The following is an 11,613-nucleotide window of genomic DNA, read 5'->3' on the forward strand; positions in this document are numbered from 1 at the left end:
CAGCTGTGTATAAGAGACAGCCCTGGCGGTGTGTCCCCTTTTCAAGGGGATAGGTGGCCTCGTCTACACTTTTGTCATTCGTTGTCGGGAATCGTGCGCGTCTCGAGGTGGGGCATGGCCGCGTCGCAGGGCATCGCCGACGAGTTGCGCGGTGTCGGGCTGCGGGTGACGGCCGCCCGTGTCGCGCTGCTGGAGACCGTCCGGGCCGGGGACCACCTCGACGTCGAAACGATCGCCGGCGGGGTCCGCGACCGGGTGGGGCACGTGTCACTGCAGGCCGTGTACGAGGCGCTGCACGCGCTGACGGCGGCGGGGCTCGTGCGGCGCATCCAGCCGGGCGACAGCCCGGCGCGGTTCGAGGGGCGCGTCGGCGACAACCACCATCACCTGGTCTGCCGCGACTGCGGGGCGATGCGGGACGTCGACTGCGTCGTGGGGCACGCGCCCTGCCTGGAGCCGGTCGACGAGGCCGGCTACCTCGTCGACGAGGCCGATGTCACGTTCTGGGGGCTGTGCCCGAACTGCCGTCCGTGACGGGGCGGCGTCCAGGCCGGCCCGGGAACCGGACCGGCCTGGACGAGCGGATCACGCGAGGTCGAAGCGGTCCAGGTTCATCACCTTGTCCCACGCGGCGACGAAGTCGCGCACGAACTTCTCCTTCGCGTCGTCGGCCCCGTAGACCTCGGCGACCGCGCGCAGCTCGGAGTTCGAGCCGAACAGCAGGTCGACGCGGCTGCCGGTCCACCTGACCTCGCCGGAGGCGTCGCGGCCCTCGAAGGTCTCGGCGTCCTCGGACGTCGGCTCCCACGTGATGTTCATGTCGAGCATGTTCACGAAGAAGTCGGTGGTCAGCGCGCCGGGCCGGTCGGTGAGCACGCCCAGCTTGGACTGCTGGTGGTTCGTGCCGATGGCCCGCAGGCCGCCGACGAGCACCGTCATCTCCGGCGCGGTGAGGTTCAGCAGCTGCGCCCGGTCGAGGAGCAGGAACTCGGCCGGCAGCCGGTTGCCCTTGCCCAGGTAGTTGCGGAACCCGTCGTGCGTCGGCTCCATCTCGGCGAACGACTCGACGTCGGTCTGCTCCTGCGAGGCGTCGGTGCGTCCCGGCGTGAACGGCACCGTGACGTCGTGGCCCGCGTCCTTCGCGGCCTTCTCGACGCCCGCGCAGCCGGCGAGGACGATCAGGTCGGCGATCGAGATCCTCTTGCCGCCGGTCTGGGCGGAGTTGAACGCCTCCTGGACGCCCTCCAGCGCGCGCAGCACCTGCGCGAGCTCGTCGGGCTCGTTGACCTCCCACCCGCTCTGCGGCTCCAGGCGGATGCGGGCGCCGTTGGCGCCGCCGCGCTTGTCGCTGCCGCGGAACGACGCGGCCGACGCCCAGGCGGTGGTGACCAGCTGCTGCACCGACAGGCCGGTGGCGAGGACCCGCTGCTTGAGGTCGGCGATGTCCGCGTCGTCGACGAGCTCGTGGTCGACGGCGGGCACCGGGTCCTGCCAGATGAGCTCCTCGTCCGGGACCTCCGGGCCGAGGTAGCGGACGACCGGGCCCATGTCGCGGTGCGTCAGCTTGTACCAGGCGCGGGCGAAGGCGTCGGCGAACTCGTCGGGGTTGTCCTTGAACCGCTGCGAGATCGGCCCGTAGATCGGGTCGAAGCGCAGCGACAGGTCCGTCGTGAGCATCGTCGGGTGGGTGCGCTCGTCGGAGTGGGCCTTCGGGATGGTGCCGGCGCCGGCGCCGTCCTTCGGCCGCCACTGCCAGGCGCCCGCGGGGCTCTTGAACAGCTCCCACTCGTACCCGAACAGGATCTCCCAGAAGCTGTTGTCCCAGGTGGTGGGCGTGTCGGTCCAGGTGACCTCCAGGCCGGAGCCCATCGCGTCGTCGCCCTTGCCGGTGCCGTAGGTGCCCTTCCAGCCGAGGCCCATCTGCTCCAGCGGGGCGGCCTCCGGCTCGGGGCCGACGTTGGCGTGCGGGTCGGCGCCGTGGGTCTTGCCGAAGGTGTGGCCGCCGGCGATCAGCGCGACGGTCTCCTCGTCGTTCATCGCCATCCGGCGGAACGTCTCGCGGATGTCGCGGGCCGCGGCGATCGGGTCCGGGTTGCCGTTCGGGCCCTCCGGGTTGACGTAGATGAGGCCCATCTGCACGGCGGCGAGCGGGTTCTCCAGGTCGCGGTCGCCGGTGTAGCGCTCGTCGGCGAGCCATTCCTGCTCGGGGCCCCAGTAGACGTTCTCGTCGGGGGCGTAGACGTCCTCGCGTCCGCCGCCGAACCCGAACGTCTTGAAGCCCATCGACTCGAGGGCGACGTTGCCGGCGAGGATGTAGAGGTCGGCCCAGGAGAGGCTCTTGCCGTACTTCTTCTTGACCGGCCAGAGCAGGCGGCGGGCGCGGTCGAGCAGGACGTTGTCCGGCCAGCTGTTGAGCGGCGCGAAGCGCTGCTGGCCGCTGCCGCCACCGCCGCGGCCGTCGTGGATGCGGTAGGTGCCGGCGCTGTGCCAGGCCATCCGGACCATGAGCGGGCCGTAGTTGCCGAAGTCGGCCGGCCACCAGTCCTGCGAGTCGGTGAGCAGCGCGGCGATGTCGGCCTTCACCGCGGGCAGGTCGAGGCCGTTGAACGCCTCGGCGTAGTCGAACTCCTCCCCGTAGGGGTTGGTCTCGGACGGCTGCGGGGCGAGGACCCGCAGGTTGAGCCGGTTCGGCCACCAGCCGCGGTTGCCGCCGCCCTGGGTGGGGTGCGGGGCGCGCGTGCTGTGCACGACCGGGCAGCCGCCGGCGCTCTCGTTGTTCTCAGCCATGTGCTTCCTTCCAGGACGAAGCAGGGGTCGGTTCGGGTGAGCACGCGGGGCACAGGCCCCAGTAGACGACCTCGGCCTCCTCGATCGAGAAGCCCCGGTCGTCGGAGGCGGTCAGGCAGGGGGCTTCGCCGACGGCGCAGTCGACGTCGGCGATGGCGCCGCAGGACCGGCAGACGACGTGGTGGTGGTTGTCGCCGGTCCGCGACTCGTAGCGCGCCACCGAGCCCGAGGGCTGGATGCGCCGCACCAGCCCCGCCGTGGTCAGCACGCGCAGCGAGTCGTACACGGCCTGGTGGGACACCGCCGGCAGTTCCTCGCGCACGGCGCCGATGAGCGAGTCGGTGTCGGCGTGCGGGTGCCCGTGCACCGCGCGCAGCACCGCGAGCCGCGGCCGGGTCACCCGCAGGCGAGCCCCCCGCAGCATCTCCCGGAACTCCAAGGGCATTGCCACGCGACACACACTGGCTCATTTTCTTGAATGAGTCAAGATAAGGAGTCACCCAAGTTTGGGCCGGGCGGTTCCGCGGTTCGAGGGCGCGAGGGGGAGGTGCAAAAGGGGACGTTTCACTAGGATGCTCGCGTGCGCGAAGATCAAGAGGTCCCGGACGAGAGCCTGCTCACGGCGCCGCTCCAGCTGCCGGACCACGGTTCCGGCGGGTCCGGCCGGGACGAACCGGCGGAGGTGGCCGTGGAGCGCGAGACGACGGCGAGTACCGAGGTCGATCCGGGGCCGGTGCGCGCGTTCGGCCGGGAGGTCGAGCGGCTCTCCGGGCTGGTGGCCCAGCTCGGCACGCTGGCCGCGACGCTGGGCGACCGGCTGGACGGCGAGGTGCGCAAGGTCCTCGACGACGCCGAGCGGGCCCTCGCCGAGGCGAGCGGCGCCCGGAAGCAGTCGCTGGACGCGGACGCGCGCGCGGCGGCGGCCGAGGCCCGCGCCGAGGAGGCCCGGCAGGAGACCGCCGAGGTCCGCGCGGAGTCCGAGAAGGCGCTCGCGGCCGCGAAGGCGAGCCTCGCGGCCGCGCAGGAGAGCGAGGCGAACGCGTGGAAGGAGGCGGGCGCCCACCAGCAGGCCCGCGCCACGTCCGCGAACGAGGCCGCGCACGCCGAGGGGCTGCGCAAGCGCGCCGAGGCGGCGTGGAGCAGCGAGCACCAGGCCCGCGACGACGCCGAGCGCGAGCGCGACGACCTCGCGACCCGGCTGTCGGCCGAGCAGAGCGCGCTGGCCGCCGCGCGCGGCGACCTCGCCGACGTGCGGGCCGAGCTGGCCGAGGCGCGCGCCAAGCTGGAGGCCGCCGCGGACGCCGAGCGGCGGCTGCGGGCGGAGCTGAGCGTCGTCCAGGGCGAGGTCGCCGGGCTGACGGTGGAGCGCAACGCCGCCGCGGGACGCGCGGAGGAGCAGGCCGTCCGCGCCAAGCGCGCCGAGCAGCTCGCCGACTCGGCCGAGGACCGCATCCTCGCCGCGATGGCGCGCGCCGACCGGGCCGAGCAGCGCGCGGACGCCGCCGAGGAGCGGGCCGACGCCGCCGAGGTCCGCATCGACCGCGACGCCGCGACCGTCCGCGCGCTGCAGGACACGCTGCGGGCGGCGCTGGACCTGCCGTCCATGGAGGACCTCGACGACGGCCGCGGCGTGCGGGTGGGCGACTCCGCCGCGGTCGTCGCGAAGCCGGGCGGGCTGATCGGCGTCGACCAGGTCCCGGACGAGATGGACGGCGAGCTCGCCGGCCGGTTCGCCCGCGCGATCCTGGCCGTCCGCGTCCACCAGGCGACCCACCGCCCGTCCCCGGAGGAGCCCGAGGACTAGCGCGGCTGCGTTGACCTGCGGCGTGTTGTTGTTATGAGCGCGGCGAAAACAACAACACGCCGCAGATCAACGACGTGGTGACCCAGTCGGTGGACAGCGTTACGCAGGCGCCCGCCGCCGGGCGGGAAGTTCCGCGAGGCGGACGGCGAGCATCGGCAGGGCGAAGCCGAGCAGGCACTTCGCCAGCAGCACGGCGGTCGCCGGGAGGTCGCCGGTCACCCCGGGGTGGTAGGGGCTGACGGCGATGAGCAGCGGCGCGCCGCCGGTCGCCACGAGCGCGCAGGCGCGGCGGCCCTGCCGGGTGCGCGCCAGCGCGGCGGCGCCGACGACGGCGGCCGCGAGGGCGAGGCCGAAGCGCAGCCACTGCCAGTTCTGCGAGAACGCGACCAGCCCGTAGACGTCGTCGAACCTCATCGGGCCGACGTCGCCCTGGTAGACGAGCGTGAAGAGCAGCTCCGACATGACCGCAGCCACGACGGCTGCCATGGTCGTGACGAGGGCGACGCGGGCGCGGCCGAGCAGGCGGGCGCCGTGCCGGGGGCCGGGGGACGCGACCAGCGACGCGCTCGCCAGCAGCGCGAACGGCAGGACGGTCGTCAGCGCGGTCACGCGCCAGGCGCCGGGCGCGTCCGGGAGCGCCGTCCCGTAGACCACGAGGACGGCCTGGGCGCCGGTGACCGCGCACGCGGCGCGGGCGGCGAGCCGGCGCGGCCCGCGCCAGGCCAGTGCCGCGATGACCGCCCACGCGAGCCAGTACGGCCCGGTGCCGAAGTGGTAGGCGAGCTGGCCGGGCAGCGGCCTGCCCTCGTCGAGCAGCTCGGCGATGATCGACGCCGAGTGCGGGACGTTGAGCAGGAACCGCAGGCCGTCCCCCACGAGCACGAGCATCGCCAGGAAACCGGCCACGGCGAGCGCACCCGGCCACGGCGATCCGGTGCCGCCGCGGGCGGCGCGGCGCGCCCGGATCCGGACCGCCCCGTAGAGGAGGTCGGCGGTGTCGGCGAGGGACGGCCGCGCCTGCCCGGGACGGGCCCCGGCCATCAGGACGTCCAGCATCTCGTCCTCGTGCTCCGCGCGGTGGCCGGCCGGATAGCAGGCGAGCAGCCGCCGGTAGCGGTCTTCGAGCGTGCTCATCCGAGCCCCCCGAGGGCCGGGGCGGCGCCGCCGCCGAGGCGCGGCCGGGCGGCGAGGCGGCGGGCGGCGATCTCCGTGCGGCGGTGCAGCGCCTCGACCTCGGCGGCGAGCGCGGCGGCGCCGCCGTCGGTGAGCCGGTAGTAGCGGCGGAGCCGGCCGTCCACGACCTCCTCGCGGTCGGCGGCGATCAGCCCCTCGCCCTGCAGCCGGTCCAGCGCGGCGTAGAGGGTGCCGGCGCGCAGCCGGGTCCGCCCGGCGGAGATCTCTCCGACGTCGGACATGATCCCGTACCCGTGCTGGGGTCCGTCCGCGAGCGCGGTGAGGATCAGGAACGTCGGTTCCTGCATCGGTTTGGACATGCGATCTTTATATATCGACCATCTGACTATGGCAACCGCAGCGCGGCGGGGGCGGCCGCGGGGACGGCCGGCCGGTCCGGCATGACGGGGTCGACGCGCCGGTAGGCGGCGCCCGGCGCCGGGCGCGGGTCCTTCTCGCCGCGGTTCGGCCAGAACGCCATGGCGCGCTCGGCCTGGGCGGTGATGGTGAGCGACGGGTTGACGCCGAGGTTCGCGGTGACCGCCGAGCCGTCCACGATGTGCAGGCCCGGGTGCCCGTGGACGCGGTGGTACGGGTCGATCACGCCGTCCTCCGGGGTCTCCCCGATGACGCAGCCGCCGATAAAGTGCGCGGTCGTCGGGATGTTGAACAGGTCGAACCACGTCCCGCCGGGGGTGGCGTCGAGTTCCTCGGCGAGCATCCGGACGGCGTCGTGCGCGACGGGAATCCAGGTGGGGTTCGGCTCGCCGTCGCCCTGCCGCGCGACCAGCTTCCGGCGGCCGAGGCGGCTCCGCTTCTCCGCGACGGTGATCGAGTTGTCGGCGGTCTGCATGACGAGCGCGATCACCGTCCGCTTGGCCCAGTCCTTGAGGGACAGGCCGCGCAGGATGATCGTCGGATGCCGGGCGGACTGGCCGAGGAACTTCAGCCAGCGGGGCGCGCCGCCGCCGTCGACCAGCAGGGTGCGGATGACACCCATCGCGTTGTTGCCCGCGCCGTAGCGGGTGGGTTCGATGTGGGTCTTCTCGTCCGGGTGGAAGGACGAGGTGATCGCGAGGCCGGTGCTGTGGTCGACGTCCTTCTTGCGGTGCCACACGGTCATGCGCTCGACGCCGAGCAGCGCCTCGGAGTTGGTGCGGGTGAGTTCGCCGAGGCGGGGCGACAGGTGCGGGAGGCGGCCGGCGGCGCGCATGCGGTGCAGGAGCCGCTGCGTCCCGTAGGTCCCGGCGGCGAGGACGACGTGCTCGGCGGTCAGTGTCCGGCGGCGCTTGCGGAACGGGCCGGTGTGCTCGGTGCCCACCGCGTAGCCGCCGTCCGGGCGCGGCGTGAGCGAGGTGACGGTCGTGTCCGGGATGACCCGCACGCCCGCCTTCTCCGCCAGGTACAGGTAGTTCTTGGTGAGCATGTTCTTCGCGCCGACCTTGCAGCCGATCATGCAGGAGCCGCAGGCGGTGCAGGTCGTCCGGCGCGGGCCGGCGCCGCCGAAGTACGGGTCGTCGGTGTCCTCGCCCCGCCGCTCGCCGAAGAACACGCCGACGGGGGTCGGGTGGTAGGTGTCGCCGGCGCCCATCCGGTCCGCGACCCGCTTCATCGCCTCGTCGGCGGGCGTGACCAGCGGGTTCACGGTGACGCCGAGCATGCGGCTCGCCTGGTCGTAGAACGGCTTGAGCTCGTCCTGCCAGTCGGTGATGTGGCCCCACTGGCGGTCCTTGAAGAACGGCTCCGGCGGGACGTAGAGGGTGTTGGCGTAGACGAGCGAGCCGCCGCCGACGCCCGCGCCCGCCAGTACCAGGACGCCGGCCTTGCCGCCCACCAGGTGGACGCGCTGGATCCCGCGCATGCCGAGGCGCGGAGCCCACACGTACTTGCGCAGGCGCCACGACGTCTTCGGCAGCGTGTCCTCGTCGAAGCGGCGGCCGGCCTCGATCACGGCGACGCGGTAGCCCTTCTCGGCCAGCCGCAGCGCCGACACGCTGCCGCCGAACCCCGAGCCCACCACGATCACGTCGAAGTCGTCGGCGTCACCGGACATCGCACACCACCTTCGTCGCTGGACAACGAGGGCCCCGAGTGTGGCCCTCCGCCGTGCCGTCCGCCATGCAGGCGGCGCAACGATCCGGCCACGCTTTTGTCAGTCGGGTGATAAAGGCGGGTCAGTGGGCGCCCGCCCCGCCGGCGGCGGCGCGGTTGACCAGGCGCGCATGCAGGAACAGCTCCATTTCCAGGCAGCGCCTGGGGTCGCGCAACTCGTCCCCGAAAAGGTCCTGCAAATGGCGCAGCCGGTAACGGACGGTCTGCGGGTGAACACGAAGCCGGCGACTCGCGTCGGCGGCGTTGAAATTGTGCTCCAGCAATGCCAGCAGCGTTTCGGCGAGCCTTTCCCGGCGGGCCGGCGGGACGGCCTCCAGCGGCGCCAGCCGGGTCGCCGCCGCGTCGTCGATCAGCTCCCCGGCCCGCGAGATCACCAGCACCGGGACGTGCTCGGCGCTGCGGATCAGCCCGCCGTCGGAGATGACGCCGCGGACGGCGAGCGCGAGCGTCTCGCGCGCCCAGCGCAGCGAGTCGGCGGCCCGCGCGACCGGCACCGCCGGGCCGACCGCGACCACCCAGTCGCGCAGCAGCGCCGCGGGCAGCCGGCCGCGGCCGGCCCGGTCCGGGTCGGGGATGACCAGGCAGGGTTCCGGCGCGCCGAGGTCGGCCAGCAGGTCGCCGGGGAGATCGCCCGGGAGCTCGCCCGGCGGTTCGCAGGGCGGGGCACCGTCCCGGCGCCGCCGGACGGCCGCCGCGGCGACCGCGTCCGGCAGCGCCCAGCGCGCCTCCGCGGCGACCGCGGCGAGGTGGTCGGGGGCGGCGGGCGGCTCGGCGAGCAGCAGGTGCAGCAGCCGGGCCCGGCGCCGCCGCACGACCGGCGCGAGCCGCCGCCGCGCGCGGGCGGCGGCCTCGGCCGCGTACCCGGCGGCGATCACCTCGGCGACCGCGTCCATGTAGCTGAACTGGGCGTCCATGACGAGGCCGAGCACGGCGCGGTCGAGGTCGAGGTCCCCGAGCGTCCGCCACGCGACGCACGCCGACTGGCGCAGCGCCTGGTGCGTCTCCACGGGGTCGCGGCCGTCGCGCGCCAGCCGCCGCCCGACCCGCAGGTAGAACGCCGAGACCCGCTCCCAGCCGGCGTCCGGGTCCTCGACGAGGTCGCAGAAGTGCCGGATCCCGGCGGCGACCCCGGCCCGCGCCCGCCCGGCCTCCTGCTCGCCGATCTGCGGGTCGCCCCGGCGCAGCTCGGTCAGCAGCTCGTCCGCCGCGCGGTCCGCGTGCGGCCGCAGCCGCCGCGCCACCCACTCCGGCACCTCCTCGAACGCGCGGACGTCCAATGCCGTGGCCACCACTCGCCATTCCCCCCTGCCCGAGCGCCCGCCGGGATGCGGGCGCTTCCCCAGGATTGCCGATGGCCTCCGATCGCGGTTGTCCCTGAAATAACCTGTTAGCCGGCGTTTCATTGAGTCAGTTGACAAAAGCCCAGGCAGCGCGCATGTTCGCCATTTCTTTTTGCCCGGACGCCTCATGGACCGCGCCAAGCCGATTCGCGGAATGCCCGGTCAGCGGGCGGTGAACGTGTCGAGTGCCGCGATCTTCCACCTGCCGGCGCGACGGACGGCGGTGACGGTGAGCATCGCCGGGGCGTGGGTGCTCGTGCCGTCGCTCGTCCGGGTGGTCTGCTGGTCGGCGAAGACGAGCACGGCGGCGCGGTCGCCGGTCAGCGCGGTGACGGCGCTGTCGGTGACGCGCGTGCCGAGGACGGTCTTCGCCTTCGGCGCCTCGTCCCGCACCTTCGCGAAGACCTCCTCGTACTGCCGCACGGCATCGCCGGTCAGCGCGGCGCTCGCGGCCTTCCGCGTGCGTGCGGGGTCGGTGTAGTCGTACGAGAAGAGCTTGCCGACCATGTCCGCGACGGCGCCCTTGACCTCGCTGGTCGCGGCGCCGTCGGTGAGGGCCGTGTTGCGGACGGACGGGTCGTCCCGCACGGCGTCCGCCCGGTTCAGCGCCCACGCGCCGAACACGGCGAGCAGGACGGCGACGACGCCGAGCGCGATCGGAGACGTCGCCTCGGCGCGCAGTCTCGCGGCGCTCACATCGCCTCCGCCGGTGCCTGCCCCAGCTCGCTGAGCTTCCAGCCCGCCGGAGTCCTGGTGACCTTGCCGACGAGGCGGCTCTGCTTGGTGACGGGGTCGCCGTCCGGCGGCGTCACGGTGATCTCGACCGCGACGAGGATGCGGGCCTTGCCGGAGCGCTCGTCCAGCTCGGCGACGGCGGCGTCCAGGATGCGGGCGCTGGTGATCGTCCGCGCCTTCTTCACCTGCTCCTCGAACGCGGCGCGGCCCTGCGTGATCTGACGGTAGAGGTCGCCGGTGGTGGAGTCCCGCCACGTGCTCAGGCCGGGCCCGAGGTCGCGGTAGTCGAGCGTGTTGAGGTTCTGGACGGCCTGCTCCCCCGCCTGCAGGACCTCCTCGCGCGTCCGGGAGTAGGCGTAGCCGTCGTCGTGCGCCGCCGCGTACCAGGACCATCCGGCCCAGGCGGCGAAGAGCGCGGCGAGGACGAGGAGGGCGGTCGCCGTCCGCTGCAACGTATCGTCGATCATGGTTCACCCCTCACGCGGACGCCAGTCCGGTGATCGACCAGTGGCCGCGGTCGCGGTGCGCGGTCACCATGAGCTGCGCGGCGGCGGGCGTGCCGGCGGCCTTCCCGGCGCGCGTGGCGGTCTGGTCGAGGAAGACGAGCAGCCGCGCGGTGTCGCCGCTCAGCGAGACGACCCCCGCGCGGACGACGCGCGTGGTGAGCGTGACGCGCTGCGCCGGCGCCTGCCGCTTCACCTGCCCGAACAGCCGCCGGTACTGCGTGAGCGCGGCGCCGGACAGGTCACTGTTCGCGGCCTGCTCGGCGGCGGCGACGTCGTCCGGCCCGTAGGTGAACACCTTCCCGAGCGCGGTCGACACGGCGCCGATGACCTCGGTCGTCGCGACATCGTCCAGCACGGCCTCGTCCTGCGGGTTCGCGTCCTCGCGCAGCAGCCCGGCGGCGGGACGGAGGGCCAGCGCGAGCACGGTGATGGCGAGCGCGATCACGAGCAGCCGCTTCATCGCGCACCCGCCGGTATCGCGGTGACCGATTCGAGCCTCCACCCGGACGCCGTGCGCGCCGTCCCGGCCTCGAACCGCTTGCGCTGGAGCGTCGGCGAACCGCCCCGCAAAGTGAGCTTCACCTGCACGGACGCGATGACCTTCGCCTTGCCCGCCCGGACGTCGAGCGAGGTGACGGCGACCCCGGTCACGGTCGCCGCGGCGCTGGTCGTCGACCGCCCGATCTTCACGCGGTTCTGCGCGGCGTCCCGTTCGAGCTGCTCCCGAAGGGGCCCGGTGGACGCGTCCAGCCACGCCCGCAGCCCCGCGTCCACCTGCGCGGGATCCATGGTGTTCAGCGCCGAGATCTGCTGCCGCGCACTGTTCAGCACGACGTCGCGAGTACGGTCGGGACCGCTCTGCTCGCCGGAACCGTCCTGCCAGACCGCCCAGGACGACCACCCGAGGAACACCACGGCAGCGACCACCAGCGCCCAGCCGACCATTCCCCGCCCACGCCGCTTGGTCGCGCCCCGCTCTCCTGTCCCCGTGTCGGCGAAGTGCTTGCCGCGCCGCGGGGACGGCTCGCGCCCCGTTCTCCGTTCGCTGCTCGCCGAAGTACGGCGTGCTCTCTGCTTGATGGACGCGCGCATCAGCGCCCTCCCTGGAGGCCGAGGAGTCCGCGAATGTCGCGGGGGCCGCCGGGGACGCCGGGGA

General features: G+C 73.7%; 12 protein-coding genes. 2 read left to right on the forward strand and 10 right to left on the reverse strand.

Annotation, left to right across the window (positions count from 1 at the left end; translation table 11 throughout):
* The first annotated feature begins 114 nt into the window (after window positions 1-114).
* Window positions 115-534, forward strand: coding sequence for a Fur family transcriptional regulator (locus E1284_RS32530; protein WP_131943994.1), 420 nt, complete (start codon window positions 115-117; stop codon window positions 532-534).
* A gap of 51 nt (window positions 535-585) precedes the next feature.
* Here the strand turns inward: E1284_RS32530 and katG are convergent, their stop codons facing one another.
* Both katG and E1284_RS32540 read right to left on the reverse strand, forming a co-directional pair.
* On the reverse strand, window positions 586-2,787 hold the full coding sequence (gene katG / locus E1284_RS32535; RefSeq protein ID WP_131943995.1) for a catalase/peroxidase HPI: 2,202 nt from the start codon (window positions 2,785-2,787) through the stop codon (window positions 586-588).
* Window positions 2,780-3,211, reverse strand: a complete 432-nt coding sequence (locus tag E1284_RS32540; RefSeq protein WP_279433098.1) for a Fur family transcriptional regulator — start codon at window positions 3,209-3,211, stop codon at window positions 2,780-2,782. Before E1284_RS32540 ends, katG begins: the two co-directional genes overlap by 8 nt.
* Before the next feature lie 156 nt (window positions 3,212-3,367).
* On the opposite strand from E1284_RS32540, the gene E1284_RS32545 reads away from it, so the two are divergent.
* Window positions 3,368-4,591 carry a coiled-coil domain-containing protein gene (locus E1284_RS32545; protein ID WP_131943996.1) on the forward strand — a complete coding sequence of 408 codons (1,224 nt, stop codon included), beginning with the start codon at window positions 3,368-3,370 and terminating at the stop codon, window positions 4,589-4,591.
* Window positions 4,592-4,690: 99 nt separating this feature from the next.
* On the opposite strand, the gene E1284_RS32550 is transcribed toward E1284_RS32545, so the two are convergent.
* The 8 genes from E1284_RS32550 to E1284_RS32585 form a co-directional block, all read right to left on the reverse strand.
* Window positions 4,691-5,725 carry a hypothetical protein gene (locus tag E1284_RS32550; protein WP_131943997.1) on the reverse strand — a complete coding sequence of 345 codons (1,035 nt, stop codon included), beginning with the start codon at window positions 5,723-5,725 and terminating at the stop codon, window positions 4,691-4,693.
* Window positions 5,722-6,084: a PadR family transcriptional regulator gene (locus E1284_RS32555; protein WP_243714883.1), complete on the reverse strand. Its 363-nt coding sequence runs from the start codon at window positions 6,082-6,084 to the stop codon at window positions 5,722-5,724. Before E1284_RS32555 ends, E1284_RS32550 begins: the two co-directional genes overlap by 4 nt.
* A 26-nt stretch (window positions 6,085-6,110) precedes the next feature.
* Window positions 6,111-7,817 (reverse strand): FAD-dependent oxidoreductase, encoded by a 1,707-nt coding sequence (locus E1284_RS32560; protein WP_131943998.1) that lies wholly within the window; start codon window positions 7,815-7,817, stop codon window positions 6,111-6,113.
* A gap of 121 nt (window positions 7,818-7,938) precedes the next feature.
* Window positions 7,939-9,165: a helix-turn-helix domain-containing protein gene (locus E1284_RS32565; RefSeq protein WP_243714884.1), complete on the reverse strand. Its 1,227-nt coding sequence runs from the start codon at window positions 9,163-9,165 to the stop codon at window positions 7,939-7,941.
* Between the two features lie 213 nt (window positions 9,166-9,378).
* On the reverse strand, window positions 9,379-9,912 hold the full coding sequence (locus tag E1284_RS32570; RefSeq protein WP_131944000.1) for a hypothetical protein: 534 nt from the start codon (window positions 9,910-9,912) through the stop codon (window positions 9,379-9,381).
* A complete protein-coding gene (locus E1284_RS32575; RefSeq protein ID WP_131944001.1) occupies window positions 9,909-10,418 on the reverse strand; it encodes a hypothetical protein in 510 nt (169 codons plus the stop codon). The genes E1284_RS32570 and E1284_RS32575 overlap by 4 nt, the downstream gene beginning before the upstream one ends.
* Before the next feature lie 10 nt (window positions 10,419-10,428).
* Complete coding sequence (locus E1284_RS32580) at window positions 10,429-10,917, reverse strand: hypothetical protein (protein WP_131944002.1); 489 nt, start codon at window positions 10,915-10,917, stop codon at window positions 10,429-10,431.
* Window positions 10,914-11,549, reverse strand: a complete 636-nt coding sequence (locus tag E1284_RS32585) for a hypothetical protein (protein ID WP_131944003.1) — start codon at window positions 11,547-11,549, stop codon at window positions 10,914-10,916. The genes E1284_RS32580 and E1284_RS32585 overlap by 4 nt, the downstream gene beginning before the upstream one ends.
* Between the last annotated feature and the right edge of the window lie 64 nt (window positions 11,550-11,613).

Origin of the sequence: Actinomadura bangladeshensis, assembly GCF_004348335.1 — a bacterium.
GTDB lineage: Bacteria > Actinomycetota > Actinomycetes > Streptosporangiales > Streptosporangiaceae > Spirillospora > Spirillospora bangladeshensis.

Excerpts from the sequence above, each read along its gene's own strand:
- E1284_RS32555 (WP_243714883.1), bottom strand. The coding sequence starts at position 6,084 with ATGTCCAAACCGATGCAGGAACCGACGTTCCTGATCCTCACCGCGCTC.
- E1284_RS32580 (WP_131944002.1), bottom strand. The coding sequence starts at position 10,917 with ATGAAGCGGCTGCTCGTGATCGCGCTCGCCATCACCGTGCTCGCGCTG.
- E1284_RS32530 (WP_131943994.1), top strand. The coding sequence starts at position 115 with ATGGCCGCGTCGCAGGGCATCGCCGACGAGTTGCGCGGTGTCGGGCTG.
- E1284_RS32575 (WP_131944001.1), bottom strand. The coding sequence starts at position 10,418 with ATGATCGACGATACGTTGCAGCGGACGGCGACCGCCCTCCTCGTCCTC.
- E1284_RS32550 (WP_131943997.1), bottom strand. The coding sequence starts at position 5,725 with ATGAGCACGCTCGAAGACCGCTACCGGCGGCTGCTCGCCTGCTATCCG.
- katG (WP_131943995.1), bottom strand. The coding sequence starts at position 2,787 with ATGGCTGAGAACAACGAGAGCGCCGGCGGCTGCCCGGTCGTGCACAGC.
- E1284_RS32560 (WP_131943998.1), bottom strand. The coding sequence starts at position 7,817 with ATGTCCGGTGACGCCGACGACTTCGACGTGATCGTGGTGGGCTCGGGG.
- E1284_RS32540 (WP_279433098.1), bottom strand. The coding sequence starts at position 3,211 with ATGCTGCGGGGGGCTCGCCTGCGGGTGACCCGGCCGCGGCTCGCGGTG.
- E1284_RS32585 (WP_131944003.1), bottom strand. The coding sequence starts at position 11,549 with ATGCGCGCGTCCATCAAGCAGAGAGCACGCCGTACTTCGGCGAGCAGC.